This window comes from Streptomyces millisiae, assembly GCF_031845425.1.
GTDB lineage: Bacteria > Actinomycetota > Actinomycetes > Streptomycetales > Streptomycetaceae > Streptomyces > Streptomyces millisiae.
The window spans coordinates 16,115-42,702 of record NZ_JAVREM010000056.1; the positions used below are offsets into that span (position 1 = coordinate 16,115).

The 26,588-nt window shown below is 75.3% G+C and carries 26 protein-coding genes; 17 read left to right on the plus strand and 9 right to left on the minus strand.

What is annotated here, in order from left to right; genetic code table 11:
• Position 1 precedes the first annotated feature (1 nt).
• Together RNC47_RS27950 and RNC47_RS27955 are read right to left on the minus strand one after the other, a co-directional pair.
• A complete protein-coding gene (locus RNC47_RS27950) occupies positions 2–1,312 on the minus strand; it encodes a hypothetical protein (RefSeq protein WP_311602654.1) in 1,311 nt (436 codons plus the stop codon).
• An 855-nt stretch (positions 1,313–2,167) separates the two neighbouring features.
• Entirely contained in the window at positions 2,168–2,881 is a 714-nt protein-coding gene (locus RNC47_RS27955; RefSeq protein WP_311602656.1) for a hypothetical protein, read from the minus strand.
• 355 nt (positions 2,882–3,236) lie between these two features.
• Here RNC47_RS27955 and RNC47_RS27960 point away from each other — a divergent pair, with 355 nt between their 5' ends.
• The 7 genes from RNC47_RS27960 (at position 3,237) to RNC47_RS27990 (ending at position 8,840) form a co-directional block, all read left to right on the plus strand.
• Positions 3,237–3,620: a DUF5955 family protein gene (locus RNC47_RS27960; RefSeq protein WP_311602657.1), complete on the plus strand. Its 384-nt coding sequence runs from the start codon at positions 3,237–3,239 to the stop codon at positions 3,618–3,620.
• Positions 3,621–3,691: 71 nt separating this feature from the next.
• On the plus strand, positions 3,692–3,958 hold the full coding sequence (locus RNC47_RS27965) for a hypothetical protein (RefSeq protein WP_311602659.1): 267 nt from the start codon (positions 3,692–3,694) through the stop codon (positions 3,956–3,958).
• Positions 3,955–4,338 (plus strand): helix-turn-helix domain-containing protein, encoded by a 384-nt coding sequence (locus RNC47_RS27970; protein ID WP_311602661.1) that lies wholly within the window; start codon positions 3,955–3,957, stop codon positions 4,336–4,338. The genes RNC47_RS27965 and RNC47_RS27970 overlap by 4 nt, the downstream gene beginning before the upstream one ends.
• A gap of 32 nt (positions 4,339–4,370) precedes the next feature.
• On the plus strand, positions 4,371–5,204 hold the full coding sequence (gene uraD / locus RNC47_RS27975) for a 2-oxo-4-hydroxy-4-carboxy-5-ureidoimidazoline decarboxylase (RefSeq protein ID WP_311602662.1): 834 nt from the start codon (positions 4,371–4,373) through the stop codon (positions 5,202–5,204).
• Between the two features lie 14 nt (positions 5,205–5,218).
• On the plus strand, positions 5,219–6,154 hold the full coding sequence (pucL, locus tag RNC47_RS27980; protein ID WP_311602663.1) for a factor-independent urate hydroxylase: 936 nt from the start codon (positions 5,219–5,221) through the stop codon (positions 6,152–6,154).
• Positions 6,151–7,527 (plus strand): 8-oxoguanine deaminase, encoded by a 1,377-nt coding sequence (locus tag RNC47_RS27985; protein ID WP_311602665.1) that lies wholly within the window; start codon positions 6,151–6,153, stop codon positions 7,525–7,527. The genes pucL and RNC47_RS27985 overlap by 4 nt, the downstream gene beginning before the upstream one ends.
• 68 nt (positions 7,528–7,595) lie before the next feature.
• Positions 7,596–8,840 carry a sulfite oxidase gene (locus tag RNC47_RS27990; protein ID WP_311602667.1) on the plus strand — a complete coding sequence of 415 codons (1,245 nt, stop codon included), beginning with the start codon at positions 7,596–7,598 and terminating at the stop codon, positions 8,838–8,840.
• Here RNC47_RS27990 and aceB read toward each other — a convergent pair.
• The 3 genes from aceB to RNC47_RS28005 form a co-directional block, all read right to left on the minus strand.
• Positions 8,837–10,429 carry a malate synthase A gene (gene aceB, locus RNC47_RS27995; RefSeq protein ID WP_311602668.1) on the minus strand — a complete coding sequence of 531 codons (1,593 nt, stop codon included), beginning with the start codon at positions 10,427–10,429 and terminating at the stop codon, positions 8,837–8,839. The two genes, RNC47_RS27990 and aceB, sit on opposite strands and share 4 nt — an antisense overlap.
• Positions 10,430–10,474: 45 nt before the next feature.
• Entirely contained in the window at positions 10,475–11,074 is a 600-nt protein-coding gene (locus RNC47_RS28000) for a nucleotidyltransferase family protein (protein ID WP_311602670.1), read from the minus strand.
• A 153-nt stretch (positions 11,075–11,227) separates the two neighbouring features.
• A complete protein-coding gene (locus RNC47_RS28005) occupies positions 11,228–12,022 on the minus strand; it encodes an IclR family transcriptional regulator (RefSeq protein ID WP_311602671.1) in 795 nt (264 codons plus the stop codon).
• Between the two features lie 160 nt (positions 12,023–12,182).
• On the opposite strand from RNC47_RS28005, the gene allB reads away from it, so the two are divergent.
• The 3 genes from allB (at position 12,183) to RNC47_RS28020 (ending at position 15,564) form a co-directional block, all read left to right on the plus strand.
• The gene (gene allB, locus RNC47_RS28010; RefSeq protein WP_311602673.1) at positions 12,183–13,532 is read left to right on the plus strand and encodes an allantoinase AllB; all 1,350 of its coding nucleotides are present in this window, start codon (positions 12,183–12,185) and stop codon (positions 13,530–13,532) included.
• Positions 13,529–14,680, plus strand: a complete 1,152-nt coding sequence (alc, locus tag RNC47_RS28015) for an allantoicase (RefSeq protein WP_311602675.1) — start codon at positions 13,529–13,531, stop codon at positions 14,678–14,680. The genes allB and alc overlap by 4 nt, the downstream gene beginning before the upstream one ends.
• Before the next feature lie 80 nt (positions 14,681–14,760).
• The gene (locus RNC47_RS28020) at positions 14,761–15,564 is read left to right on the plus strand and encodes a helix-turn-helix domain-containing protein (RefSeq protein WP_311602677.1); all 804 of its coding nucleotides are present in this window, start codon (positions 14,761–14,763) and stop codon (positions 15,562–15,564) included.
• Positions 15,565–15,594: 30 nt separating this feature from the next.
• On the opposite strand, the gene RNC47_RS28025 is transcribed toward RNC47_RS28020, so the two are convergent.
• Complete coding sequence (locus RNC47_RS28025) at positions 15,595–16,005, minus strand: hypothetical protein (protein WP_311602679.1); 411 nt, start codon at positions 16,003–16,005, stop codon at positions 15,595–15,597.
• A 234-nt stretch (positions 16,006–16,239) separates the two neighbouring features.
• Between RNC47_RS28025 and RNC47_RS28030 the strand changes: the two genes are divergently transcribed.
• Positions 16,240–16,680, plus strand: a complete 441-nt coding sequence (locus RNC47_RS28030; protein ID WP_311602681.1) for a ribonuclease domain-containing protein — start codon at positions 16,240–16,242, stop codon at positions 16,678–16,680.
• Between the two features lie 184 nt (positions 16,681–16,864).
• Positions 16,865–18,049 carry a cytochrome P450 family protein gene (locus tag RNC47_RS28035; protein ID WP_311602683.1) on the plus strand — a complete coding sequence of 395 codons (1,185 nt, stop codon included), beginning with the start codon at positions 16,865–16,867 and terminating at the stop codon, positions 18,047–18,049.
• On the opposite strand, the gene RNC47_RS28040 is transcribed toward RNC47_RS28035, so the two are convergent.
• Positions 18,012–19,157 carry a serine hydrolase domain-containing protein gene (locus RNC47_RS28040; RefSeq protein WP_311602685.1) on the minus strand — a complete coding sequence of 382 codons (1,146 nt, stop codon included), beginning with the start codon at positions 19,155–19,157 and terminating at the stop codon, positions 18,012–18,014. The genes RNC47_RS28035 and RNC47_RS28040 overlap by 38 nt on opposite strands.
• Positions 19,158–19,291: 134 nt before the next feature.
• Between RNC47_RS28040 and RNC47_RS28045 the strand changes: the two genes are divergently transcribed.
• Together RNC47_RS28045 and RNC47_RS28050 are read left to right on the plus strand one after the other, a co-directional pair.
• A complete protein-coding gene (locus RNC47_RS28045) occupies positions 19,292–20,098 on the plus strand; it encodes a MerR family transcriptional regulator (RefSeq protein WP_311602686.1) in 807 nt (268 codons plus the stop codon).
• Positions 20,095–21,084, plus strand: a complete 990-nt coding sequence (locus tag RNC47_RS28050; protein ID WP_311602687.1) for a BtrH N-terminal domain-containing protein — start codon at positions 20,095–20,097, stop codon at positions 21,082–21,084. Before RNC47_RS28045 ends, RNC47_RS28050 begins: the two co-directional genes overlap by 4 nt.
• A 24-nt stretch (positions 21,085–21,108) precedes the next feature.
• Here RNC47_RS28050 and RNC47_RS28055 read toward each other — a convergent pair whose 3' ends face one another.
• Both RNC47_RS28055 and RNC47_RS28060 read right to left on the minus strand, forming a co-directional pair.
• Complete coding sequence (locus tag RNC47_RS28055) at positions 21,109–22,242, minus strand: amidase (protein ID WP_311602688.1); 1,134 nt, start codon at positions 22,240–22,242, stop codon at positions 21,109–21,111.
• A 44-nt stretch (positions 22,243–22,286) separates the two neighbouring features.
• Positions 22,287–23,324 carry a LacI family DNA-binding transcriptional regulator gene (locus RNC47_RS28060; RefSeq protein WP_311602690.1) on the minus strand — a complete coding sequence of 346 codons (1,038 nt, stop codon included), beginning with the start codon at positions 23,322–23,324 and terminating at the stop codon, positions 22,287–22,289.
• A 278-nt stretch (positions 23,325–23,602) separates the two neighbouring features.
• On the opposite strand from RNC47_RS28060, the gene RNC47_RS28065 reads away from it, so the two are divergent.
• From RNC47_RS28065 to RNC47_RS28075, 3 genes are all read left to right on the plus strand, one after another.
• Positions 23,603–24,484, plus strand: a complete 882-nt coding sequence (locus RNC47_RS28065) for an ABC transporter ATP-binding protein (RefSeq protein ID WP_311602692.1) — start codon at positions 23,603–23,605, stop codon at positions 24,482–24,484.
• 173 nt (positions 24,485–24,657) lie between these two features.
• The gene (locus RNC47_RS28070) at positions 24,658–25,815 is read left to right on the plus strand and encodes an ROK family glucokinase (protein WP_311602694.1); all 1,158 of its coding nucleotides are present in this window, start codon (positions 24,658–24,660) and stop codon (positions 25,813–25,815) included.
• On the plus strand, positions 25,812–26,378 hold the full coding sequence (locus RNC47_RS28075) for a hypothetical protein (protein ID WP_311602696.1): 567 nt from the start codon (positions 25,812–25,814) through the stop codon (positions 26,376–26,378). Before RNC47_RS28070 ends, RNC47_RS28075 begins: the two co-directional genes overlap by 4 nt.
• The last annotated feature ends 210 nt before the right edge of the window (positions 26,379–26,588 follow it).

Sequence of the window (26,588 nt, forward strand, 5' to 3'; positions counted from 1 at the left end):
GCTACCCGTCCCCGTCCCGTGCCGCGGCCAGCTTCCGGTCGGCCCACGGCTCCTGGTAGCCGGGGATGACGTCGCCCGCCGCCTCCGGGTTGAGGAGCGCGGCGTGCAGCACCCCGTCGCTGCCGGTGTTGGTGTGCTGCGACCTGATCGACACCACCGCCGTCGACACCAGGTCCTCCACCATCCGCCGTGACGGCTTCACCGAGGCGTGCCCCAGCACCTCGCCGAACCGCTCGAAGTCGAACCACCACCCCTGGTCGTGGCGCCCCTTGTAGACCCGGAACAGGTCGGCCAGCGACTCCGGCATCCGCACCGTGTCACGGCCGTACGCCGTCAGCATGCCGTCCGCGAACGCCCCGGCCACCGCCGTCAGCCGGTCCTGGTCCCCGGGGTCGAATTCGAGCTCGTCGCGCCGCTCCAGCAGCCAGCCGAGCCGGGCGAACGCCCAGCCGCCACCCGCCTCCTCGTAGAACGCGTCCAGGTAGGCGTACTCCTCGGGGGTGACGCCGAAGCCGTCGCAGGAGGTCCGGCTCCGCTCGACGATGGCCCGCAACTGCTCCAGGTTGCGCAGCATGAACTCGGGGTCGACGTCCTCGGGACGGTCCCGCGCCAGCTCCAGCTCGGCCCTGATCCCGCGGGCGAGGTAGCGCGCGTTCTCCGGGGTGAGCCAAAGGTCGAGCGCGCCGTCCGTCACGTCGTAGCCCTGCTCCAGGAGTTCCCCGGCGCGGGCGAACATCCGCAGCCGGTAGGAGCCGATGGCGTCGGACATCCGCTCCGCGATGGTGCGCGCGTCGTCCACCGCCGCCCGCTTGTGGAACTCCACGATCCGCTCCGGCAGGTCGTCGGGCACGCAGAGCTCGGCGTTCCGCGACTGCTCCCACTGCCGCCTGGCCTCGGCGATGTGCCGCCGCGTCGTCGCGTAGAGGCCGTCCTCGTCGTGCAGGCAACTCCGCACCGTGGCACGGGTGTCCACGGCGTCCGCCATCGACAGACGCAGGCTGTCCACGACCTCGTACAAGCCCTCGCCCCGACCGGCGAGCCCGCGCCCGGTCTCTGCCAGGCGCTCCTCGGCCTCGACGAAGGAGGCGCCGTCGCTGGCCCCCGACGCGGCCGCCAACCGGTCGGAGACCTCGGCGAGTTCACCCGCGCCCTCGGCCTCGCCCGCGGCTCTCGCGTAGACCAGCGCGGTCTCGCCCATGTCCGCGGGATCGATCTCCCGGAGGAAGGACTCGCCGCTGTCCCAGGCGTTCGGCCCCGACCCGTCGTCGAGCGACCGCCGGACGTCTTCGATCGTGAACCCCTCGTAGCCCATGGCCACTCCGCGCGTCGTTCCATGAAGTCGCAGGCCGCCCGCGGCGGAACGGCCGATGGCCGCGCCGCAGGCGGCGGCTCACGGTAACAGGAGGGAACGGCCCGGCGGCCGAAACTTGAGCGACTTCTGAGCTGCGACGCGGCCCTACGGGCCGCAGACCGCCGACACCGCCGGCCGGCGGCCCACAGCATCAGGGCGGGCCCGGCCCGCCGGCGCCACGGCTGTCGGGCCGCCACCGCCCGACCGGGAGCCCGGGAAATCCCTCTGCCCCCCGGCAGGGCGGGCTCGGCCCGCCGGCCCTGAGTCCACCGGCGCCGCGCCTGCGGCCCGGCGGCCGAGTGGCTACCGTCCGCCGGCGGGGGGCGGGAAATCCCTCTGCCCCCCGGCAGGGCGGGCTCGGCCGGCCGGCCCTGAGTCCACCGGCGCCGCGCCTGCGGCCCGGCGGCCGAGTGGCTACCGTCCGCCGGCGGGGGGCGGGAAATCCCTCTGCCCCCCGGCAGGGCGGGCTCGGCCCGCCGATCCTGAGTCCACCGGCGCCGCGCCTGCGGCTCGGCGGCCGAGCGGCTGCCACCTGCCGGGCCGCAGGCCGTCGGCGCCACCGGCCGGGGGGGGCGCAAGAACCCTTTGAGCACCCCGTCAGAGCGGGCCCGGCCAACCGGGCCGGAGGCCCTCGGCGCTGCGGCGCACCCGCCTGCGGCCCGGCGGCCGAGTGGCTGCCGTCCGCCGGGGCCGGAGGGCCGTCCACGCCGGGGCCGGAGGGCCGTCCACGTCGGGGCCGCGATGACCGTTTGAACACTCGGTCGGGGCGGGCCCGGGCCGCAGGCCCGGAGACCGTGGGCGCCCCTCAACACCCCGTCAGAGCGGGCCCGGCCTACCGGGCCGGAGGCCTTCCGCGCCGAGGGTGGACAGTTCCTCCGCCGGGGCGTTCACCGGCTGTGGGGTGCCCGTCAGGTCGAGTACGAAGAGTGGCAGCCGCAGTTCGTCGGCGCGGGCCCGGGCGTCCCGGTGGTAGCCGGCGAGGGAGAACGCCACGGGGAGGGCCGACTCGGCGAGGCCGTGCAGCCAGAGCGTCTCCAGCGGGCGCAGCCCGGTCGGCCTGGTGGTCGGGTCGACCAGGCCCACCACGCCGAAGCCGCGCAGGTCCACGCCGGCGGCCGCGCGGGGCACCGTGGCCCGCACCTCGGGGAAGCCGAGCCAGCGCAGGAAGTGCGCGGCGCCGGCCGCCGCGTCGTACGCCGTCCTGATCGTCAACGGCTTGAACGGCGGCCGCCCGGCGGGCTCGCGGCGCGGCGCCCGGGGGATCTCGTCAACCTGGGACAGCCGCACCGTCACCCCACAGGGGCACTCGAACTGCGGCTGCGGCCACTGCCCCGGACGGCCGCAGGCGCCGCAGTCGACCTCGGCCCAGGAACCCGCCCAGGACCGGTGGCGCACCGGCACGGCGGTGGCCGCCCCGGCACGTGCGGGCGCCACGCTGACCGGCGCGCCACAGGCACACGGGAACTCGTGCGGCACATAGGCGTGCTCGCGGTGGCACGCCGGGCAGCGCACCGGCACCGATTTCGCCATCTCTCGCTCCCGGGGCGGAACTTCTCGGCACAATTCTCTCAGTGTCCCGGACGCGTCGGTGATCCGGCAGACCTCGCACGCGAGATGGCTTCCGGTCATCGCGAGGTTGACCGGAACCGACGTGTTGGCGTGGGTTTGTTCATCGGAATGTGACACATGATCTCGCACTCCGTATGGCGCGATGCGCGGACAGTGATATTTACTGGGCCTGTCCGCACCACCGACAGGCGGGCGCGGGTGGCGTCGAGATCGACGGGCAGGGAGGGGCCGAGTGGCGGCAGGAGAGACCGAGGCTGCCAGCGGGGCGCACAGAGCCCCCGCCCAGCCTCACCCGGACCTGGTCCGGGACGTCCCCGTGGGCTGGGTCGGTGCCCAGGCCGGCGGGGCTGATCCGCGCGTGGGAGCCCTGCGCGTGGCGATCGAGCGGTTGCGCCGCGATCTCAACGGCTATTCGGCGGCGTTGGCCGATCGCGGGGTCGCCGAGCACCAGCTCGCGCTGCTGAGCGCGGCCGCGAGCGACCCGGCGCCCGAGGCGGCCGCCCTGCGCAACGCCCTGCTGATGATCGCCGGCGCCGTGGGCTCGGTCAGCGCGCTGGCGCCCGCCGTGGTGCAGCTGCGGCAGGCCGTCGAGCTGTTCGGGCCGCCGCACGGCGTGCCGCCGGACGTCCCGGCCGGGGTGACCCACCCGCCGTACGGCGGCAGGCTGCCGCGCCAGTTCGACTGGCCGGCCGGCCACTGACCTGCCGCGCCCCGCAGGGCGTGGAAGGCGGCCCGTCGCGGCACTCCCGGCGGAGCGATTAGGTTGGCGGCGTGCGACTGAGACTCGAGTTCACGACGGAGCCGTTCGACCTGGACGAGCCGCCCCCGCATGCCCTGGCCGCGCGCGAGGTGGTGTCGGGCGCCGGGCTCGACGCCGTCGACGTCGGCCCCTTCGGCAACACCGTGGAGGGCTCGGCCGACGCCGTGCTCACCACCGTGGACGCCGTGCTGCGCCGGGCGCTCGCTGCCGGCGCCACCCGGATCTCGCTCCAGGTCAACGCGCTGGCGGAGGACCCGTCCGGCGAGGAGTCCATATGAGCCGGCCGGCCGAATCCCCCGGGCCCGGCGCGGACTTCATCGCCGCCGTCCGGCCGCTGGTGGACGCCATCGGCGGCGAGCTGGTCCCGCCGGAGCGCGCCGGCGAGGACGACGTGCTGCTGTCCTGGGCCGGTGCCCCCGTCACGGCCGTGCGGCTGCCGCTGGTGTCCGCCTCCCTCGACCACATGCTCGGCGATCTCGAACGCCGCCACGGCCGGCCGCTGGCCGAGCTCGACCGGGCCACCAAGCAGCAGGTCGTGCGCGGTCTGGAGGCGCGCGGGGCGTTCGCCATGCGGCACGGCGTGGAGACCGTGGCCGGCGCCCTGGGGGTGTCCCGCTTCACCGTCTACAACTACCTCAACCGTTCAACAAACTGTTGACGTCGCTGGCCGTGGCGGCTTAGCTGTCCCCCATGACGTCACCACCGGCGCCAGGTCTGGCCTGGCTCAACGGCGCCGACGAGCGCGCGGCGCGCGAGGTGCTGCGTCGCGTGTGCGCCTCGCGAGCCTGGGGCGAGGCACTGCTCGCCGGCCGCCCCTATCCCGCGCGGGGCGACCTGTTCGCCGCCAACGACCGGGCGGTCGCCGGGCTCACGGCGGTCGACCTGGCCGAGGCGCTGGCCGGCCACCCGCCCATCGGCCGTCCCGCCCCCGGCGACGCCGTCTCGGCGCGCGAGCAGCGCGGCATGGCCGACGCGCCGGACGAGCTGAGGGCCGAGATGGTCGAGCTCAACCTCGCCTACCAGGAGCGCTTCGGGCACGTCTTCCTGATCTGCGCCACCGGCCTCGACGGCGAGCGGATGCGCGCCGCGCTGCGCGCCCGGTTGCACAACCCGCCCGACGTGGAGGCCGAGATCGCCCGCGCCGAGCTCGGCAAGATCAACGCCATCCGCCTCGGCCGGCTCGCCGAGGCCACCACCACCGTCTCCACCCACGTGCTGGACACCGCGGCCGGCCGCCCGGCGGCCGGCGTCCCCGTCCAACTCGCCGTCCGCGCCGCCGCCGACGGCGCCTGGGCCCCGCACGCCGCCGCCACCACCGACGCCGACGGCCGCTGCGCGGGGCTGCCGCCGCTGCCCGGGGGCGCCCTCCAGGCGCGGCTCACCTTCGCCGTCGCCGCCCACCGGGAGCCGGACCCGGCGTTCTTCCCCGAGGTCACCACCGCCTTCGCCGTCGAGCCGGGCCAGCACTACCACGTGCCGCTGCTGCTCAGCCCGTTCGGCTACTCCGTCTACCGAGGAAGCTGAAGGAGGCCACGCCCGTGACCCCGGCGACCAGGCTCGGCCAGAACCAGTACGGCAAGGCCGAGACCCGGGTGGTGCGCGTCACCAGGGACGGCACCACCCACCACGTCCGCGACCTCAACGTCTCGGTCGCCCTCTCCGGCGACATGGAGGCCGTGCACCGCTCAGGCGACAACGCGGCCGTCCTCACCACCGACACCACCAAGAACACCGTCTTCGCCCTCGCCCGCGAGCACGGCATCGCCTCGCCCGAGGACTTCGGCCTGCTGCTGGCCCGGCACTTCGTCGCCGGCCAGCCCACCATCCACCGGGCGAGGATCAGGATCGAGGAGTACGCCTGGGAGCGGATCCCCACGCCGGGCGAGGCCGCGCACTCCTTCGTCCGCGCCGGCGGCGGCACCCGCACCGCCCAGATCACCTTCGACGGCCGGCGCGCCGAGATACTCAGCGGTCTCACCGGCGTCACCGTCCTCAACACCACGGACTCCGAGTTCCACGGTTACCTGAAGGACCGCTACACCACGCTGCCCGAGACCACCGACCGGGTCCTGGCCACCGACGTCACCGCCGTCTGGCGGCACGCCCACGACGGCACCGGGGCGGCCGGCGCCGCCCCCGACTGGGACGCCGCGCACGCCGCCGCCCGCGCGTACCTCCTGGACGCCTTCGCCACCACCTACTCGTACTCGCTCCAGCAGACGCTCTTCGCCATGGGCTCCCGGGTGATCGAGGAGCTGCCGGGCGTCGAGGAGATCCGGCTCTCGCTGCCGAACAAGCATCACTTCCTGGTCGACCTCGAACCCTTCGGGCTGGCCAACGAGGGCCCGGACGGCGCGGTCTACTTCGCGGCCGACCGCCCCTACGGGCTGATCGAGGCGACCGTGTTGCGGGACGGCGCGGAGCAGCGCGTCCCCGTCGACCTGACCGCCCCGTGGCCAGGAGGCCCGGCATGACCCTCGCCAGGACCGTCATCGAGAACTGCGCCGTCGCCACCGTCGACGAGCACGACACCGAGCACGAGCGCGGCCACCTGGTCATCGCGGGCAACCGCATCGAGTCCGTCGGCCCGGGCCCCGCCCCGGCCGGGCTCGCCGGCGTCACCCGGGTGATCGACGCCACCGGGCACCTGGCCACCCCCGGCCTGGTCAACACCCACCACCACTTCTACCAGTGGCTCACCAGGGGCCTGGCGCAGGACGCCAACCTCTTCGACTGGCTGGTCGCGCTCTACCCGGTGTGGGCCAGGATCGACGAGGAGATGGTGCGCGCCGCGGCCCGCGCCTCGCTCGCCATGATGGTCCGCGGCGGCGTCACCACCGCGATGGATCACCACTACGTCTTCCCGGAGGGCGCGGGCGACCTGCTCGGCGCCGAGATCGGCGCCGCCCGCGAGCTCGGCGTCCGGTTCACCGCGGCCCGTGGCTCGATGGACCGGGGCGCCTCGGACGGCGGGCTGCCGCCCGACTTCGCCGTCGAGACCATCGAGGACGCGCTGCGCGCCACCGAGGCCGCCGTCGCCGAGCACCACGACCCGGCCGAGGACGCGATGCTGCGGATCGTCGTCGCGCCCTGCTCGCCGTTCTCCGTCTCCACCGAGCTGATGCGCGAGTCGGCGGCGCTGGCCCGCCGTCTCGGGGTGCGGCTGCACACCCACGGCTCGGAGACGGTGGAGGAGGAGCGGTTCTGCCACGAGCTGTTCGGCATGGGCCCCACCGAGTACTTCGAGTCCACCGGCTGGCTCGGCCCCGACGTGTGGATGGCGCACTGCGTGCACATGACCGACGCCGACATCGCCGCGTTCGCCCGCACCGGCACCGGCGTCGCCCACTGCCCCTCCTCCAACGCCCGCCTGGCCGCCGGCATCGCGCGCGTCCCCGACCTGCTGGCCGCCGGCGTCCCGGTCGGCCTCGGCGTGGACGGCACCGCCTCCAACGAGAGCGGCGAGCTGCACACCGAACTGCGCAACGCGCTGCTGGTCAGCCGCCTCGGACCGCACCGCGAGCGCGCCCTCACCGCCCGCCGGGCGCTGCGCCTCGGCACCTACGGCGGCGCCCAGGTGCTGGGCAGGGCCGGCGAGTTGGGGGCGCTGACCCCGGGCCGGCTGGCCGACGTGGTGCTGTGGCGGCTCGACGGGCTCGGCCACTCCACCATCGCCGACCCCGTCGCGGCCCTGGTCCTCGGCCCGCCGGCGCCCGTCACCCTGGCGCTGGTGAACGGCGTGCCCGTGGTCGAGGACGGCCGGTTGCTCACCGCCGACGAACAGACCATCGCCCGCGAGGCCGCCACCCAGGCCCGCCGACTCGCGGGGATCGTCGCCGACGCCTGACGAATGTTCATCGAGCGGCAATGTGCCGCAATGGAGTCCCCGGGCGCCGCCCAGCAGGATCGGGTGGCATGACCAACGACGAGAGGACCCACGACCGCCGCCGGCTGCGCCAGTTCCTCGACGGGGAGGCGCGCGCCGCGGGCATCGGGCGGCGCCGGCTGCTCGGGCTGCTCGCCGCCGCCGGGGCCGCGGCCGCCGTCGGCGGCCCGCTGGCGCCCCGGGCCGTCGCCGCTGCCGGCATCGTCAAGCCGCTGCCCGAGGAGCACTTCGCGATCCGCGGCACCAACGCCGAGACCCGCTTCGCGGCGCTGCGCGGCACCGGCTACCACACCCCCAACGAGCTCTTCTTCGTCCGCAACCACACCACGACGCCCCGACTCGACGCCGACTCCTGGCGGTTGCGGGTGTGGGGGAGTGGCCTGGCGGGCGGCGAGGTCGAGTTCGACCTGGCCGCGTTGCGCGCGCTGCCGGCCGTCGAGCACTCCGCGTTCGTCGAGTGCGCGGGCAACGGCCGCAGCTTCTACGCCAGTCAGCAGGGCGAGACGGTCAGCGGCACCGCCTGGACCCTCGGCGCCATCGGCGTGGCCCGCTGGCGCGGCGCCCGGCTGCGTGACGTGCTGCGGCTGGCCGGGGTCACCCGGCACGCCGTCGACGTCCAGCCGCGCGGCCTGGACGCCGAGGTGTTCGGCTCGGACGGCGCCAGCATGGGCCATGTGCGGCGCCCGCTGCCGGTCGCCAAGGCGCTGGACGACGTGCTGCTCGCCTACGAGATGAACGGCGAGCCGCTGCCGCCCGACCACGGGCACCCGGTGCGGGTGCTCGTGCCGTCCTGGGTGGGCATCTCCTCCGTCAAGTGGGTCGGCGACATCGAGGTCAGCGCCGAGCCGCTGTACAGCCCGTGGAACACCGACCTCTACCGCCTCTTCGGCCCGGCGCACCCGCCGGAGGGCAGCGCGCCGCTCACCCGGCAGACGCTCAAGAGCGCCTTCGAACTGCCCTGGGAGGCCCCGCTGGCCGCCGGCCGCGAGCAGCTGCTCACCGGCCGCTCCTGGTCGGGTGCCGGCGGGGTGCGGGCGGTCGAGGTCAGCACGGACGGCGGCACCCGCTGGCGGCCGGCCAGGCTGCACGACACCCCGCGTCGCGACGGCTGGACCCGCTGGTCGCTCGACTGGACCCCGACCGCGCCCGGCCGGGTGGAGCTGCTGGCCCGCGCCACGGACGTGACGGGCGCGACCCAGCCGGAGCGCGCGGTCTTCAACCAGCAGGGGTACCTGTTCGACGCGGTCGTCAGGCACCCCGTCACGGTGACCTAGTCCAGCAGTTCGTACGCCGGCAGGGTCAGGAAGTCGACGTAACTCTCGTCGAGCGCGATCCGCAGCAGCAGGTCGTAGGCCCGCTCCCAGCGGCCCTCGATGAAGGCGTCCTCGCCGATCTCGTCGCGGATCGCCACCAGTTGGTCGGCGGCGACCTGGCAGACGTAGTCGTGGGTCACCGTCTCGCCGTTGTCCAGCACCACGCCGGCGTTCAGCCACTGCCAGATCTGCGAGCGGGAGATCTCGGCGGTGGCCACGTCCTCCATCAGGTTGAACACCGCGACCGCGCCCCGGCCGGCCAGCCAGGACTGGAGGTAGCGGGTGCCGACCTGGATGGCGTTGCACAGCCCGTCGTGGGTGGGCTTGGCGTCCAGCGAGTCGATGGCCAGCAGGTCGGCCGCCGTGACCTTGACGTCCTCGCGCAGCCGGTCCTTCTGGTGCGGCCGGTCGCCGAGCACCGCGTCGAAGGACTCCCGCGCGACCGGGACCAGGCCGGGGTGCGCCACCCAGGAGCCGTCGAAGCCGTCGCCGGCCTCGCGGTCCTTGTCGGCCCTGACCTTACGGAACGCCTCGGCGTTGACCGCCTCGTCGCGGGACGGGATGAACGCGGCCATGCCGCCGATCGCGTGCGCGCCGCGCTTGTGGCAGGTGCGGACCAGCAGGTCGGTGTAGGCGCGCATGAACGGCGCCGTCATCGTCACCGCGTTGCGGTCCGGCAGCACGTAACCCGGGCCCGCGTCGCGGAAGTTCTTGACGATCGAGAACAGGTAGTCCCAGCGGCCCGCGTTGAGCCCCGAGGCGTGCTCGCGCAGCTCGTACAGGATCTCCTCCATCTCGAACGCGGCCGTGATGGTCTCGATCAGCACCGTGGCCCGCACCGTGCCGCGCGGGATGGACAGCGCCTCCTGGGCGTGCAGGAAGACCTCGTTCCACAGCCGGGCCTCCAGGTGGGACTCCAGCTTGGGGAGGTAGAAGTAGGGGCCCTTGCCGAGCGCGATCAGGCGGGCCGCGTTGTGGAAGAAGTAGAGCCCGAAGTCGACCAGCGCTCCCGGGATCGCGCGGCCCTCGACGGTCAGGTGCCGCTCGTCCAGGTGCCAGCCGCGCGGCCGCATCACGACGGTGGCCAGCTCTTCGTCGGGCTTGAGCGCGTAGCGCTTGCCGCGCTCGTCGGTGAAGTCGATGCGGCGGCGGAACGCGTCGGCCAGGCTGAGCTGGCCGCCGATGACGTTGGCCCAGGTGGGGGAGGAGGCGTCCTCGAAGTCGGCGAGCCAGATCCGGGCGCCCGAGTTGAGCGCGTTGACGGTCATCTTGGGGTCGGTCGGCCCGGTGATCTCCACCCGGCGGTCGAGCAGGGCCGGCGGCGCCGGCGCCACCTGCCAGTCGCCGTCCCGGACGGCGGCGGTGGGCAGGAAGTCGAGCGCGCCGGTCCTGGCGACCTCGGCGCGGCGGTGCGCGCGCCGCTCCAACAGCTCGTCCCGGCGCGGGGTGAACCGCCGGTGCAGCTCGGCGAGAAAGTCGAGTGCCTCCTCGGTCAGCACCTCCTCCTGCCGGGGCAGGACGGTCGGGGCTGCGACGGTGACGGCGGACATGGGCGGTCACTCCTTCAGGCAGGCGGATAACGGATGTTAGTTTCCTCATGATGGAAGATCAATGAGATCTCCCGGCTCGTCGACATCGTCGGGCACGGCCACGTCCCCGCACTCCACTAGCGTGATCAGCGCCTCCCGCGCCCGCAGATAGCCGCGCGCCCCCGCGTCCCCCTCGGCCTCCGCCGCGACCGCCGCGAAGTGCGCCGCGCCGATCAGCACCGGATGCCCGCGCCGCCCGCCGTACGCGGCCGCCGCCAACGACTCGGGCGAGCGGTACGCGGCCGCCACCCTGGCCATCGCCGCCGCCCCGACGCCCGGCTGGTCGACGAGCGCCACCAGCGCCGCGCCGGCGCCGGCGCGTGCCACCGCCGCCAGGCCGACCCGCAGCGAGGAGCCCATGCCGGACGCCCACTCCGGGTTGTCCACCAGCAGGCAGCCCGTCAGCTCGGCCCGCTCCCGCACCCGCTCGGCCGCCGCGCCGAGCACCACCACCACGGGATCGCAGCCCGCGGCGCGCAGCGCGCCCGCGGCCAGCTCCACGAAGAGCCGCCCACGCGTCGTCAACAACGCCTTGGGCCGCCCCCCGAGTCGCCGCCCACCGCCCGCGGCGAGCAGCAGTCCGGCGACGGGCGCGGTCGAGGTCATGCGGTCAGCGTAGGCGCTCCGCTGGAGGTGCCGCGATGTGCCGTCTTTGGGCCGAGGCGCCGTCGTGGCTGGTCGCGCCGTTCCCCGCGCCCCTTTGGGGCGACGCCGGGCCGAAGTGGACTTCGCTCGATCAGCGGAGAACTCGCCGGTGGGTCAGCGGAGAACGCCGCTTCCCCTCGGCGGCGTGGCCAGCGACGCCGACAGGTCCCTGGCCACCTCCTGGAGCAGCGGGACCATCTTCTCCGTCGCCGCGTCCGTGACCCGCCCCGCGGGGCCCGACACCGAGATCGCGGCGGCCGTCGACGAGTCGGGGACCAGCACCGCGACGCACCGCACGCCTATCTCCTGCTCGTTGTCGTCCAGCGCGAAGCCGCTCTCCCGGACCGTGCGCAGCGCGGCCAGGAAGGCGCCGGGCGTGGTGATGGTCCGCTCGGTGGCCGGCGGCATCCCCGAGCGGACCAGCAGCGCCCGCACCTCGGCGTCCGGCAGCCCGGAGAGCAGCGCCTTGCCCACGCCCGTGCAGTGCGGCGGCACCCGGCGGCCCACCTCGGTGAACATCCGCATCGAGTGCCGCGACGGCACCTGCGCCACGTACACCACCTCGTCGCCGTCGAGCAGCGCCATGTTGGCCGTCTCGCCGGTCTCCTCGACCAGCCGCGCCAGATGCGGCCGCGCCCAGGTCGCGAGCGGCCGGGCCGCGCTCTCGCCGAGCCTGATCAGCCGCGGGCCGAGCGCGTAGCGGCGGTTGGGCTGCTGGCGGACGTAGCCGCAGGCGACCAGGGTGCGCATCAGCCGGTGGATCGTCGGCAGCGGAAGACCGCTGCTGCCGGCCAGCTCGCTCAGGCCCGTCTCACCCCCGGCGTCCGCCATGTGCTCGAGGAGGGCGAAGGCGCGCTCGAGAGACTGAACCCCGCCGCTGGCGGAGGACTTGCGCACGTCGGACGACACGTCCCGTTCCTCGATCCTTGGGGGGAGTCGGTCTCGCGAAGTCGGTCTCGCGAGTCGGTGGTCGCGGGCTACCGGAAGCCTACCTGTCCTTGACGTGCCGCCCGTCGCCGCCGAGGATCGTCGTTCAACAGCTTGTTGAATCCTGTGAGGGGGCGAGACGTTGGCCGGTACCGAGTTGCTCCTGCGATCCACCCGGGTGCTCACCCCCGAGGGCGAGCGCCCCGCGAGCGTCGCCGTCGCCGACGGACGAATCGCCGCCGTGCTGCCGCACGACGCCGCCCCGCCGCCCGGCGCCCGACTCGTCGACCACGGCACCGCGGCGCTGCTCCCCGGCCTCGTCGACACCCATGTGCACATCAACGACCCGGGCCGCGCCGAATGGGAGGGCTTCGCCACCGCCACCCGGGCCGCCGCGGCCGGCGGGATCACCACCCTGATCGACATGCCGCTCAACAGCGTCCCGCCCACCACCACCCCCGAGCACCTGGCCGTCAAGCGCGCCGCCGCCCGCGCCGCCGCCCACACCGACCTCGGCTTCTGGGGCGGCGCCGTCCCCGACAACACGGCCCGGCTGCGCCCGCTGCACGACGCCGGCGTCTTCGGCTTCAAGTGCTTCCTCTCGCCGTCCGGGGTCGACGAGTTCCCCGAGCTCGACGCCGAGCGGCTGGCCGCCGCCATGGCCGAGATCGCCGCCTTCGACGGCCTGCTGATCGCGCACGCCGAGGACCCGGCACGGCTCGCCGAGGCCCCCGACCCGACCGGCAGCCGCGCCTACGCCGACTTCCTCGCCTCCCGGCCGCCCGCCGCCGAACTCGACGCGATCCGCCGCCTGATCGCCCTCGCCCGGCGGTTCGGCACCCGCGTCCACGTGCTCCACCTCTCCACCGCGGCCGCGCTCCCGCTGATCGCCGAGGCCAGGGCCGACGGCGTCCGGATCAGCGCCGAGACCTGCCCGCACTTCCTCACCCTGACCGCCGAGGAGGTCCCGGACGGCGCCACCGAGTTCAAGTGCTGCCCGCCCATCAGGGAGGCCGCCAACCAGGACGCGCTCTGGGCCGGGCTCGCCGCCGGCACCCTGGACTGCGTCGTCTCCGACCACTCGCCCTGCACCGCCGACCTCAAGGTCCCCGACTTCGGGGCCGCCTGGGGCGGCATCTCCTCCCTCCAACTCGGGCTGCCCGCCGTCTGGACCGCCGCCCGCGCCCGTGGCCACCGGCTCGCCGACGTCGTCCGCTGGATGGCCACCGGACCCGCCCGGCTCGCCGGCCTCGCCCAGAAGGGCGCCATCGCGCCCGGCATGGACGCCGACCTGACCGTCCTCGACCCCGAGGCCACCTTCACCGTCGACCCGGCCGCCCTCCACCACCGCAACCCCGTCACCGCCTACGCCGGCCGCACCCTGCACGGGGTGGTCCGCGCCACCTGGCTGCGCGGCCGGCTGATCGCGGAGGACGGCCGCGTCACCGGGCCCGCCGCCGGCCGGCTGCTCACGAGAGGACCCGCCGCATGAGCGCCCCCACCCCGTCGCCCGGCGGCCCGCCCACCGGCACCGGGTTCACCGGCACCGACTTCACCGGCCAGGCCCGCCCCTACGCGGGCGGCGACCCCTACGCCGACTACCGTGCCCCGGCGCCCGGCGACCTGCCCTTCGCCCACCTGCCCGACCTCGCCGACCGCCGGCTCGGCGGCTCCGTCACCGCCGCGAGCGACGAGTTCTTCGCGGAGCGCGAGAACCTGGTCCGCCCCGAGCCCGCCCACTTCGACCCCGCCGCCTACGGCCACAAGGGCAAGGTCATGGACGGCTGGGAGACCCGCCGCCGGCGCGGCGCCTCGGCCGACGCCCCGCACCCGGCGGAGGACGACCACGACTGGGCCGTCGTCCGGCTCGGCGTCCCCGGCGTCGTCCGCGGACTCGTCGTGGACACCGCCCACTTCCGGGGCAACCACCCGGCCGCGGTCCGCGTCGAGGCGACGGCCGACCCGGCCGGCGCGGGCGGCTGGACCGAACTGCTGCCCCGCACCCCGGTCGGCGGCCACGCCGCCAACGCCTTCCCCGTCCACGGCGTCGAGCGGCGCTTCACCCACCTGCGGCTCAGCCAGTACCCGGACGGCGGCGTGGCCAGGCTGCGGGCGCACGGCGAGCCGGTGGCCGACCCGGCCTGGCTGGCCGCGCTCGGCACCTTCGACCTCGCGGCCCTGGAGCACGGCGGCGCCGCCGAGGACGCCTCGGACCGCTTCTACTCGCCGCCCGCGCACGTCATCCACCCCGGCCGCTCCCGGGAGATGCACGAGGGCTGGGAGACCCGCAGGCGCCGCGACCACGGCCACGACTGGCTGCGGCTGCGGCTCGCCGGGCAGGGCGTGATCCGCGCCGTGGAGATCGACACCGGCAACTACAAGGGCAACGCCCCCGGTTGGGCCACCCTCTCGCTGCTCGACGCCGACACGCCGGGCGCGGCGTGGCGCACCGTGCTGCGCGGCACCCCGCTCCGGCCCGACGCGGTGCACCGCCTGGTGCTGCCCGACGCCGGCCCGGCCACCCACGCCAGGCTGGACGTCCACCCCGACGGCGGGGTGGCGAGGCTGCGGCTGCACGGCTCGCTCACCGAGGCCGGCGCCCGCCGACTCGCGGCCCGCTACCGCGAACTGACGGACTGACGCGCTGACCGGACCTTCCCCGCCGCCCGGCACGTTCCCCGAGGTGGTGCGCCCCCTCACCCCGGGGTTACGCTCGCGGCATGCCCAGCGCCGCCCCCACGACCGCCGCCACCGGCGTCGGCCCCATGCTGCGGGAGTGGCGCCAGCGGGCCGGGGTCAGCCAGCTGGACCTGGCGCTGCGCGCCGACTCCTCCGCCCGGCACATCAGCTTCGTCGAGACGGGCAAGACCCGGCCCAGCCGGGAGATGGTGCTGCGGCTCGCCGAGCACCTGGACGTCCCCGTGCGGGAGCGCAACGCCCTGCTCGTCGCCGCCGGTCACGCGCCGGAGTACCCGGAGTCCTCGTTCGACTCCCCGGCGCTCGAGGTGGTGCGGCTGGGCCTGGACCGGCTGCTCACCGGCTACGACCCCTACCCGGCGCTCGTTCTGGACGGCACCTACCGGGTGTGGGGGGCCAACCGCGGCGCCTCGCTGCTGCTCGACGGCGTCGCCCCCGAGCTGCTCGCCCAGCCGCCCAACGCGATGCGGATCACGCTGCACCCGCGCGGACTCGCCCCCCGGATCCTCAACTTCCAGGAGTGGCGCGGCCATCTGCTGGACCAGATGCGCCGTCAGCTGGCCCTGCTCCGCTCCGAGCCGCTGCGCGCCCTGTACGAGGAGGTCGCGGCCTACCCCGCGCCGCCCGGCGGCGACGAGCGGGCAGGCGAGCACGGCCTGGCCGCCCTGCCGTTGATCGTCCGGATCAACGGCCGACGGCTGTCGTTCCTCTCCACCATCGCCACGTTCAACACCCCGGTCGACGTGACGGTCTCCGAGCTGGCCCTGGAGACCTTCCTGCCGGCCGACGCGGCGACCGCGCGGCACCTGGCGGAGCTGGCCGGGTAGCCGCGCGGCCGGGGGCACGCGGGCGGCGAATCAGCGCGGCACGGCCCGCAGCGCCGCGTACTGGGCCGCCGCGAGAGCGGCCACCACCAGGGCCTGCGCCGGGATCCACACGGCACCGGCGGTGCTCGGCCCCAGCCACAGGACCACAGCGGCGAGGCTGGTCACCGCCCAGGCGGCGTTCGCCTCGATGACGCACCGCACCGCGGTCACCGGCGGCTCCGGCCGGCTCGCCAGCCACCCGACCCCGGCCGCGAACAGCAGCAGGAACGCTCCCACTCCGGCGATCAGCGCGGTGTCCAAGCCGAGCAGCCGCCCGACCGGGCCCGCGGCGGCGAGGTACGCCAGCGCGTTGCCGCCCGTGACGACGGCGTCGAGCGCCAGCCAACGGCGCAGCCTCAGCTCGGGCGTGGCGGGCGTGGTGGTGAAGGCGAGTGCGGACATCGGTCATCAGCTCCCTCGGGGGGTGGGTTCCGGTTGACCCAACCCTCGCCCGCCGCGGGCCGGTCGTCGATGACGTGGGAGGTAATGGCCGGCGGCGCGGCCGCCGTCGGAACTGGCGGACCGCCTTCCGGCTGCGGGGGACGCGTGAAGCCGCGCCCGGCCGTGTGAACTCCTGGGAAATATCGGCGAGGCGTGGTTGACGGCCGACGCGCTACGCGCGTCACACTGATTGGCATGGGCATGAACTTGCGTGCGACCGGGCTCCGCGCCAGGTCCGTCCGGGCCGGCGCCCTCGGCGCCCTGCTGCTGACCTTCCTCGTCGGCGCCCCGGCCACCGCCAGCACCCCCACCCCCACCCTCGCTCCCACCGGCTCCGCCGCCGCGCTCGCCTACGGCGACGTCTGCTACTCGGACCTCCCCTCCCAGGCCCACGACACCCTCGACCTGATCGAACAGGGCGGCCCCTTCCCCTACCCCCAGGACGGCGGCACCTTCTACAACCGCGAGGGCCTGCTCCCCTCGCAACCCACCGGCTACTACCACGAGTACACGGTGGAGACGCCCGGCAGCCCGACCCGCGGCGCCCGCCGCGTCGTCACCGGCGACTCCTACCAGGAGGACTACTACACCGCCGACCACTACGCCTCGTTCGACCTGATCGACCACGGCTGCTGAGCCGTCCCCCCCCACCACCTGACCGCGTCCCCCCACCGGCGGCGCCGGGACCGCACCCCACACGGACCCGGCGCCGCCGCCCGCCGCTTCCGGCCCCGCCCGAGGCGGTGTTGACCGGACCGCCGGCCCCCCTCGTAGCATCGACCCCGGGGGCGAGGACCCATCCGGCGAACCTGGGGGCGGCATGGACGTGGTCGATCTGCTGGCGGCCGGCGAGGACTTCACGCGCGACCCCTACCGCTACTTCGCGGCGATGCGCGAGCGCGGCCCGGTGCACCGCGTCCGCCTGCCGGGCGACTACCCGGCCTGGCTGATCGTCGGCCACGCCGAGGCCCGGGCCGCGCTCACCGACCCGCGCCTGGTCAAGGCCTACCCGACCGGCGTCGACGAGACCGACATCGAACGGATCGCGCCGGGCCCGCACCTGCTGATCACCGATCCGCCCGACCACACCCGGCTGCGCCGCCTGGTCTCCCGCGAGTTCACCCCGGGCCGGGTCGCGGCCCTCGCGCCGCGCGTGCGGCAGCTCACCGACGAACTGCTCGACGCGATGCTGGCCGCCCCCGACCGGCGCGCGGACCTGGTCTCCGCCTTCTCCTTCCCGCTGCCGATCACCGTGATCTGCGAACTCCTCGGCGTCCCCTACCTGGACCGGGACCGCTTCCGCCGCTGGTCGCAGGTGATGACCGGCGCCGCCGCGATGGACGAGGCGGAGGCGACCCTGGCCGCGATGACCGAGTACCTGATCGGCCTGCTGGCCGCCAAGCGCCAGCAGCCGGGCGACGACCTGCTGAGCGCGCTGCTCGGCACCGCCGACGGCGCGGGCGACCAGCTCTCGCAGGAGGAACTCCTCGGCATGTGCTGGCTGTTGCTCATCGCCGGCCACGAGACCACGGTCGGCCTGATCAGCAACGGGGTGCTGGCGCTGCTCAACCACCCCGAGCAGCTGGCCGCGCTGCGCGCCGACTGGTCGCTGCTGGACAACGCCGTCGAGGAGATCCTGCGCTACGACGGCCCGGTGCCGACGCCCACCGTCCGCTTCGCCGCCGAGGACATCGAGCTCGGCGGCGTCGTCATCCCGCGCCGCGACCTCGTCCTCCCCGCCCTCGCCGACGCCGACCGCGACCCGGCCCGCTTCCCCGACCCGAACCGCTTCGACATCCGCCGCGACACCGGCGGCCACCTGGCCTTCGGCCACGGCATCCACTACTGCCTGGGCGCCCCGCTGGCCCGCCTCGAAGGGCGGATCGCGCTGCGCGCCCTGCTGGAACGCGCCCCGGACCTGGCCCTCGACGCCGACCCCGCCGCCGTGCCCTGGCACCCCGGGATCCTCATCCGCGGCCCGCTCCATCTCCCGATCCGCTGGTGACCCCCGCCGCGTACCGCCAGAACTCCCGCATCAGCGGCGGCGGCGTCGGCCCCGTCATGCACACCTGGGTCAGCAGGATCGCGACGCCGCGGGTGGCCGGCACCAGGTGCGCCGCCGTCCCGCTGCCGCCGACCCAGCCGTAGCGCCCCGGCACGTTCCACGGATCGACGACCGCCACGTCGACCGAGCCGCCGTAGCCCCAGCCCTGGCCTTCGAGGAAGAGCCGGCCCGCCTCCCGCTGCTCCGCGGTGAGCTGGTCGGTGGTCATCCGCCGCACCGACTCCGCCGACAGCAGCCCGCGGCCGCCGTCCAGCAGCAGCCGCGCGAACGCCAGCAGGTCGTCCACCGTCGACACCAGGCCGCCGGCCCCGGACGGGAAGGCCGGCGGCCGGCTCCACTGACCGCCCGGCTCGTCGGCCACTTCCAGCCCTCCCCCGGCAAGCGGCCGGTACAGCGTGGTGAAACGGCCCAGCTTCCCGGCCGGCACCGCGAAGCCGGTGTCCACCATCCCCAGCGGTTCGAAGAACCGCTCGGCCAGGAACTCGGGCAGCGGCCGGCCGGTGACCCTTTCCACCAGCAGGCCCTGCAGGTCGGAGCAGGTGTTGTACAGCCAGGACTCGCCCGGCTGGTGCAGCAGCGGAACGCGGGCCAGCTCCGCCAGCCACTCGTCCGGCGCGGCGCGGAACTGCGGCTCCAACGGATGGCTCTGCACGCCCTCGAACAACAGCCGGGCGGCGGGCAGCGAGAAGTCCGCCGGGAAGCCGTAGCCGGCCCGCGAGCTGAGCAGGTCCTCGACCGTGATGGCCCGCTCGGCCGGCACCACGTCCGTCACCGGCGCGGCCGGATGCCGCACCACGTCGGGCGCCGCCAACTCCGGCAGCCACCGCCCGACCGGATCCGCCAGGCCGATCCGCCCCTCGTCCACCAGCGCCAGCACGGCCGCGGCCGTGACGGGTTTGGTCAACGAGGCGATTCGGAAGACGCTGTCCCGGCCCACCGGGCCCGCCGCCGCGACCTCCACGTGGTCGCCGCCGGCCACCAACGCCACCGCGGCCGGCAGCGCACCGTCCGCCACCCGCCGCCCCAGGATCTCCCGCAGCCCGGCCATCGCTCCACCCTTCGCCCGCCACCCATGCCGTCGAAAGGGACAGACCCGCGCCGCCTCCCGAACTCATCGGCCGCCGGGTGCCCAGCTGAGCCGGCGGTGGACCCTCCCACGGGGGGAGGGTCCACCATGAGGGCGTGCACGACGAACTGCTCACCATCGGGCGCTTCGCCCGCCTGTGCCGGCTCAGCGTCAAGCAGCTGCGGCACTACGACGAGACGGGGCTGCTGACCCCGGCCCTGGTGGACCCCGGCTCCGGCTACCGCTACTACGCGCCGGAACAGGCCCGCGACGCCCTGACCATCGCCCTGCTGCGCGAGATGGACCTGCCGCTGGCCGTGATCGCCAGGGCCCTGGCCGCCGAGCCCGGGCACCGGGCGGAGATCCTGCGCGCCGAGCGGGACCGGCTGGCCGAGCGGATCAGCCGGGACCAGGCGCGGCTCGGGATGCTGGAGCGGCTGGCGGAGGGCGGCCTGCCCGGCTACGAGGTGACGCTGGGCAGGGAGCCGGAGCGTGGTCTTGCGGTGGTGCGCGCGGTCTGCGGCCCGGCCGAGATCGGGCGGACGGTCGGGGAGTGCCTGGGCCGGCTGCTGACCGTGCTGGGCGAGACGGGGATCGCCTGGGAGCCGCCGCTGTGCGCGCTCTACCCGCTCGACCTGGGTGAGCGGACGGCGATCGCCGTCGGAGCGCGGACGCCGCACGGGCAGGGCGCCCCCGGCCTGGAGTTCGAGGCGCTGCCGGGCGGGCCCGTCGCCGAGACCGTGCACGTCGGGCCCTACGCCCAACTGCCGCTGGCCTATCACGCGCTCTTCGCCGCCGTGCACGAGCGCGGGCTGCGCCCGTTGGCGCCCGTGCGGGAGACCTACCTCGTCGGCCCCGGCGAGGCACCGCAGGAGGAGTTCATGACCCGACTGACCATCCCCGTCCAGGAGAGCACGGCATGACCACGGTGCGGGACGTCGACGCCCGCGGCGGGCAGCACTGCGAGACCACGACCCTCGGGGTGCTGCTGCGGCACCAGGGGCTCGACCTGTCCGAGCCCATGCTCTTCGGCCTCGGCTCCGGCCTGTCGTTCGTCTACTGGGACGCCAGGAACATGGGCTTCCCCTTCCTCGGCGGACGGGTCAGGCCGTTCGAGCTCACCAGGAACCTGGCCGCCAGGCTCGGTCTCGACCTCGTCGTCAGGGAGACCACCTCGCCCCGCAGGGCCTGGGAGAACGTGGCGGCGCCCATCGACGCCGGTCGCCCCGTCGGACTCCAGCTCGACAGCCACCACCTGGCGTACTTCACCTCGAAGGCGCACTTCGGCGGCCATGTCGTCGCCATGTACGGCTACGACGAGCACGACGCCCGGCTGGTCGACACCGAGCAGCAGGGCGGGGCGGTCACCACCAGCCTGACCAGCCTCGCCAGGGCCAGGGCGGCACGCGGCCCGATGACCGCCAGGCACCGGTCCTTCACCCTCACCGTCCCCCCGGACGCGCCCGCGCCCCGGGACCGGATCGTCCCCGCCGTCACCGCCTGCGCCGACGCCTTCCTCGACCCGCCCATCGCCAACCTCGGCCACCGCGGCGTCGAGAAGGCCGGCCGGCTGGTGCGGACCTGGCTCCAGCGCGCCGAGGACCCGGCGCGGGACCTGCCGGGGGCCGCCCGACTGATGGAGCGGGCCGGCACCGGCGGCGCCCTGTTCCGCAACCTCTACCGCGACTTCCTCGCCGAGTGCGCCCACCTGCTCGACGACCGACACCTGCGCGCCGGCCACCGGCGGTACGCCGAGGCGGCCACCGGGTGGACGGAGGTCGCGACCCTGATCACCCGGGCCGGCGAGACGGGCGACGCCGACTACCTCGAACGGGCGGGCGCCGTCCTGACCGACCTCGCCCGGCTGGAGCGCGAGGCCATGCGGACCCTGCGCCGCCTGGGGGAGTGAGCCCGAGGACGACCGGGCCCGCGCTCAACGGAGGGCTGGCCGGGGCGGGCAGGGGAGCGGCGGGGCGTCTCGCGCCAGCGTGAGCAACAACGCCTCCTCGCCGTGGCGCGCGACCAGCTGGAGCCCGACCGGCGCGCCGTCCGGCGTGCGGCCGGCGGGCAGGGTGACCGCGGGGTGGCCGCTGAGGTTGAACGCCCAGGTCAGGGCCGCCGACACGACAGGCCCCGGGCCGTGGTGGCCGTGGGGCCGGTTGGGCGTGGTGGGGGTGGCCAGCAGGTCGACGGCGGCGAACAACGAGGCGAGCGCCGCGTCGTTGAGGGCACGGTCGCCGCCGCCGGCGCGCAGGGCGGCCCAGGCCGGACCCGGGTCGCGCAGCCGCACCGGCACCTCGACGGGGACAAGACCCGGAAGCCCGCGGAGCGCGGCGTGCGCCACCTCCGCCACCGCCGGGTCGGGGTCGGCGAAGCCGAGAGCCGGTGACCAGACGACCCGCGCCGGGCGGTCGGCGGCCGGCGGCACCGGGCCCGCCACCGCCCGCAGCCAGGCCGCGGCGTCGGCGGCCCGCCGGGCCAGCGGGCCGCCGACATTGAGCCCCGCGCGGTCGCGGGCCGGCAAGCGGCCGTTGGTCGGCTTGAGGCCGATGACGCCGCACCAGGCGGCCGGGATCCGGACCGAGCCGGCGCCGTCGCTGCCGGTGGCCAGCGGCACCATGCCGGCGGCGACGGCCACCGCCGAGCCGGCCGACGAGCCGCCGGGGGAGCGGTCCGGCAGCCACGGGTTACGCGTCCGCCCACGGCCCGTCACGCCCCAGGTCCGCCACGGGGTGCCGGGCCCTGGCACGGCGGTAGCGCCCACCGGCACGCAGCCGGCCGCCACCAGCCGCCGGCTCTGCTCGGACCCGCGCCCCTCCGTGGCCTTCACCGCGATCGGCACCCCGGCCAGCGGCGGCCGACCGCCGCGCCGCACCGCCGCGTCGACGGCCCGGGCGTCCGCCAGCGCGGCCTCCCGCCACACCTCGGTGAACGCCCTCAGCCCGCCGTCGAGTTCGGCGATCCGCCGCAGCGCGGCGGCGACCACGTCGACCGCCCGGAGTTCGCCGGAACACACCGCGGTGGCGATGTCGGTCGCGCCCAGGATTCGGTATTCCTCGTCGTTCACAGCACGCCCTTCGTTCCTTTTCGCCCTGCCCGAGCTGAACCGGTTCACCCGCCGAGCGTGTCGGGTGCCGGCCCCGTCGAGCGGCGCAGCGTCAGGGAGGGCGCCGCGTCCTGGAGGTCGCCCACCGGGGCGCCGCCGGCCGCCTCCCGCAGGCGGCGCGCCGCGTGCGCGCCGTAGCCGCGGATGTCCCGGCTGAGCGCGGTCAGCGGCGGGTCGACCAGTTCGCACAGCGCCGAATCGTCCCAGGCCACGATCGACAGGTCGGCCGGCACCGCGAGCCCCAGGCCCCGCGCGGCCGTGAGGCCGGACAGGGCCATCACGTCGTTGTCGTAGAGGATCGCGGTGGGCCGCGTGGCGGGGGCGGCGTCGCGCAGCAGCTCGGCGGTGGCGGCCGCGCCACGCTCGCCGCTGTAGTCGGTCTCCACGGTGCGGCCCGCCATCCCCGCGCCCCGCGTGGCCCGCTCGAACGCCGTGGTGCGGACCCAGGTGTGCCGCAGGCGCGCGGGCCCCGCCACCCGGGCGATCCGCCGGTGCCCGAGCTGCCGCAGGTGGGAGACGACCGTGGCCACCGCCGCCGCCTCGTCGCTCCACACGGCGGGCAGCGAGCCGGTGCCCAGCGGCGCGCCCAGCACCACGGCCGGCATGCCGAGCTCCTCCAGCACCGGCACCCGCGCGTCGCCCAGCTGCAGGTCGACGACGAACACCCCGTCCACCAGGCGCCGCGCCCACCAGTCCCGGTAGAGGGCGATCTCGGCGGCCTGGTCCTCGGCCATGGTGAGTAGCAACGGCGTGGTGTGGCGGACCAGTTCGGCCTGGATGCCGGAGATCAGCTGCATGAAGAACGGTTCGAGGCCCAGCGTGCGGGCCGGCCGGTCGATGACGAGGCCGAAGCTGCCGGCCCGGCCGTCGGAGAGGGCACGGGCGGCGCTGCTCGGCTGCCAGCCGAGCTCGTCCGCGATGGCCAGGATCCGCCGCCTGGTCGGCTCGGACACCCCGGGCCTGCCGTTGAGCGCGAAGGACACGGCGGCCTTGGTGACGCCGGCCCGCCGCGCTATGTCCTGCATGGTGGGACGTTTCACCATCTCCACATCCCCTGCTCCGGAACGGTATTCACCAGGCCGTCCACTAATCCGGTTCAGCTCGGCGTGCGGATAAACCGTGACGGGACGCCGAGGGGCATTGACACCCGGTAATCGGCGGCCTTAATTTCCTGCCACAACGCGCCGTCTCAGATCCGTCGTCAGATCCACGCGCCACCAGATCCACCCGCCCCACCTTCAGGCCGCGCCGCACCCCCCTTCCACGCGCGCCGCGCGGCACGAGCCAGCCGAGCAAGGCCAGCCGAGCATCGGGGAGTCCCATGACCGTACCGAGCATCGTAGGGGCCCGCCGGGCGTTCGCCGCCGCCGCCCCGACGGCCGCCCCGGCGACCGACGTCGTGCTGCGCGCCGAGCACCTCGACGTCGTCTACGACGGCGAACGCCCGCTGCACGCCGTCCGCGACGTCAGCCTCGAACTGCGCCGCGGCGAGATCCTCGGCATCGCCGGCGAGCCGGGATGCGGCAAGTCCACCCTCGCCCACGCCATCGGCCGGATGCTGCGCCCGCCCGCCAGGCTCACCCGCGGCCGGGTCACCTTCCACGGCCGGGACGCGGTCGAGACCGACCTCACCGCGCTGCGTGGCGAGGAGCTGCGCGCCTTCCGCCGGAACCGGCTCTCCATGGTCTTCCAGAGCGCCATGAACGCCCTCAACCCCGTCACCACCGTCGGCAGGCAGTTCGACGACATCTTCCGCGCCCACCGCCCCCGGATGGCCGCCGGTGAACGCCGGGAGCGCGCCCGCGAGCTGCTGGCCGCCGTCGGCGTCGACCCGGAGCTGGCGCGCGGCCACCCGCACGAGCTGTCCGGCGGCACGCGGCAGCGCGTCGTCATCGCCATGGCCCTCGCCCTCGACCCCGAGGTCGTCATCATGGACGAGCCGACCAGCGCCCTCGACGTCGTCGCCCAGCGCGAGATCCTGGACGAGATCGTCGGACTGCGCGACCGGTTCGGCGTCAGCGTCGTCCTCGTCACCCACGACCTCACCCCGCTGCTCGAACTCAGCGACCGGCTCGCCGTGATGTACGCCGGGCGCGTCGTGGAGCACGCGCCCACCGCCCGCATCGCGCGCGGCGCCGCGCACCCCTACACCCGCGGCCTGCTGCGCTCCCTCCCCGACCCGCGCGACGAGCCGCCGGGCTGAGCCTTCGCCGACCGCCGCGCCGACGCCTTCGAGCCGTGCGCCGGCCGCCGCCCCGAGCCGCAGCCGCTCACCCGGCCCGGCGCCACCGGCGCCGCGGCCGGCCGCCACGGCGGCCGACCGGAAGACCGGCGCCGGAGGGCGGCCCGTCAGCGGCGTGAGGCACAATCGAGCCGATGAGTACCTACCGTGAGCGAGTGAACCGCCGGACGGCGCGGACGACCGTGCAGCGCGCCATCGCCACGCGTGAGCGCCGCTCGCCCGCCTCGGCCCCCCGGGTGCCGACGGTGGGCATCGACATCGGCGGCACCAAGGTGATGGCGGGGGTGGTGGACGCCGACGGCACGGTGCTCGAGCGGCTGCGCGCCGAGACCCCGGACAAGTCGAAGAGCCCCAAGGTGGTGGAGGACACCATCGCCGAGCTGGTCCTCGACCTCTCCGACCGGCACGACGTGCACGCCGTCGGCATCGGCGCCGCCGGCTGGGTGGACGCCGACCGCTCCCGGGTGCTCTTCGCCCCCCACCTGGCCTGGCGCAACGAGCCGCTGCGCGACGCCCTCGCCGCCCGGCTGGCGGTGCCGGTCCTGGTGGACAACGACGCCAACGCCGCCGCCTGGGGCGAGTGGCGGTTCGGCGCCGGCCGGGGCGCCGACCACCTGGTCATGATCACGCTTGGCACCGGGATCGGCGGCGCCATACTGGAGGGCGGCAAGGTCAAGCGCGGCGCCTACGGGGTGGCCGGGGAGTTCGGCCACATGCAGGTGGTGCCCGGCGGCCACCGCTGCCCGTGCGGCAACCGCGGCTGCTGGGAGCAGTACAGCTCGGGCAACGCGCTGGTGCGCGAGGCCCGCGAGCTGGCCGCCGCCGACTCGCCGGTGGCCCAGCGCACCCTGGACCGGGTGGACGGCCAGATCGCCGACATCACGGGGCCGCTGATCAGCGACCTGGCCCGGGAGGGCGACGCCATGTGCGTCGAGCTGCTGGAGGACGTCGGCCGCTGGCTCGGCGTCGGCATCGCCAACCTGGCCGCCGCGCTCGACCCGGCCTGCTTCGTGATCGGCGGCGGCGTCAGCGACGCCGACGACCTGCTGATCCGGCCGGCCAGGGAGGCGTTCAGGCGCCAGCTGACCGGCCGCGGCTACCGCCCCGAGGCGAAGATCGTCCGGGCCGAGCTGGGCGCCGAGGCCGGCATGGTCGGCGCCGCCGACCTGGCCCGGCTGGTCGCCCGCCGCTTCCGCCGTGCCAACCGCCGCCGCGCGGCGCGCGCCGAGCGGGTGCACCACCGCACCGGTTTCGACCTGCTCACCCCGAGGGGACGGACGGCCAGACCATGACCAGCACCGTCACCCCCACCACCGCGCCCGCCGGCCCCCAGCGACCGCCGCACCGGCCCCGCCACCGCTGGCTCGCGTTCGTCACCGTCTTCCTGCTGATCGCCATCCCGGCCGGCTATCTGGCGCTCTCCGCCTACCAGAGCCGGGACAGCGGCGAGGACAAGGCGCGCACGGCGTCGGCGCGGGCGCTGATCTACGAGTGGCCGAGCAAGGTCAGCCGCCGGATCTACGACATCCCCATCCCGGAGGGCGCGGCCTACGTCGGCTACTACGAGACCAACTCGTGGGAGCGGAGCACCATGTATGTCGAGTTCCGGTGTTCGCCGGGGCAGCTGAGTGGCTTCCTCGAGGAGTTGGGCGCCGACTACGGCGATCTGGAGGAGGGCGTCACCATCAGCCGCGCCGAGGCGGACACGGTCGGCTGGAACTTCGACGACCCGTCCCGGGTGTTCGCCGGCACCGTGATCCACCAGTCCGGCGCCGAACCTGAGGTGTCCGTCACCGTCGACCTCACCCGCGAGGAGCGCCCCCGGCTGTTCGTGGTCTCGACGACCGAGCCCTGACGGGTCGCGGGACCTGAGCCGGCGGGACGGTCCAGCGGATGGCCGCGGCCGTCGCCGGCCTCCGGGACGGGGCGGCCTAAGCCCAATGCCGGTGACTTAGGTAGTTGTGTCTCGCTGGGTGATGGTGATGGTGTCCGGTGGGGGTGGTGTCTGGTTGCGATGCTCGGCCCGTTTGAGCGGCCAGTTGGACATCTTGCGTTTGATCACTCG

Excerpts from the sequence above, each read along its gene's own strand:
- RNC47_RS27950 (WP_311602654.1), bottom strand. The coding sequence starts at position 1,312 with ATGGGCTACGAGGGGTTCACGATCGAAGACGTCCGGCGGTCGCTCGAC.
- RNC47_RS27955 (WP_311602656.1), bottom strand. The coding sequence starts at position 2,881 with ATGGCGAAATCGGTGCCGGTGCGCTGCCCGGCGTGCCACCGCGAGCAC.
- RNC47_RS27970 (WP_311602661.1), top strand. The coding sequence starts at position 3,955 with ATGAGCCGGCCGGCCGAATCCCCCGGGCCCGGCGCGGACTTCATCGCC.
- uraD (WP_311602662.1), top strand. The coding sequence starts at position 4,371 with ATGACGTCACCACCGGCGCCAGGTCTGGCCTGGCTCAACGGCGCCGAC.
- RNC47_RS27985 (WP_311602665.1), top strand. The coding sequence starts at position 6,151 with ATGACCCTCGCCAGGACCGTCATCGAGAACTGCGCCGTCGCCACCGTC.
- RNC47_RS27990 (WP_311602667.1), top strand. The coding sequence starts at position 7,596 with ATGACCAACGACGAGAGGACCCACGACCGCCGCCGGCTGCGCCAGTTC.
- aceB (WP_311602668.1), bottom strand. The coding sequence starts at position 10,429 with ATGTCCGCCGTCACCGTCGCAGCCCCGACCGTCCTGCCCCGGCAGGAG.
- RNC47_RS28000 (WP_311602670.1), bottom strand. The coding sequence starts at position 11,074 with ATGACCTCGACCGCGCCCGTCGCCGGACTGCTGCTCGCCGCGGGCGGT.
- alc (WP_311602675.1), top strand. The coding sequence starts at position 13,529 with ATGAGCGCCCCCACCCCGTCGCCCGGCGGCCCGCCCACCGGCACCGGG.
- RNC47_RS28020 (WP_311602677.1), top strand. The coding sequence starts at position 14,761 with ATGCCCAGCGCCGCCCCCACGACCGCCGCCACCGGCGTCGGCCCCATG.
- RNC47_RS28025 (WP_311602679.1), bottom strand. The coding sequence starts at position 16,005 with ATGTCCGCACTCGCCTTCACCACCACGCCCGCCACGCCCGAGCTGAGG.
- RNC47_RS28030 (WP_311602681.1), top strand. The coding sequence starts at position 16,240 with ATGGGCATGAACTTGCGTGCGACCGGGCTCCGCGCCAGGTCCGTCCGG.
- RNC47_RS28035 (WP_311602683.1), top strand. The coding sequence starts at position 16,865 with ATGGACGTGGTCGATCTGCTGGCGGCCGGCGAGGACTTCACGCGCGAC.
- RNC47_RS28040 (WP_311602685.1), bottom strand. The coding sequence starts at position 19,157 with ATGGCCGGGCTGCGGGAGATCCTGGGGCGGCGGGTGGCGGACGGTGCG.
- RNC47_RS28050 (WP_311602687.1), top strand. The coding sequence starts at position 20,095 with ATGACCACGGTGCGGGACGTCGACGCCCGCGGCGGGCAGCACTGCGAG.
- RNC47_RS28060 (WP_311602690.1), bottom strand. The coding sequence starts at position 23,324 with ATGGTGAAACGTCCCACCATGCAGGACATAGCGCGGCGGGCCGGCGTC.
- RNC47_RS28065 (WP_311602692.1), top strand. The coding sequence starts at position 23,603 with ATGACCGTACCGAGCATCGTAGGGGCCCGCCGGGCGTTCGCCGCCGCC.
- RNC47_RS28070 (WP_311602694.1), top strand. The coding sequence starts at position 24,658 with ATGAGTACCTACCGTGAGCGAGTGAACCGCCGGACGGCGCGGACGACC.
- RNC47_RS28075 (WP_311602696.1), top strand. The coding sequence starts at position 25,812 with ATGACCAGCACCGTCACCCCCACCACCGCGCCCGCCGGCCCCCAGCGA.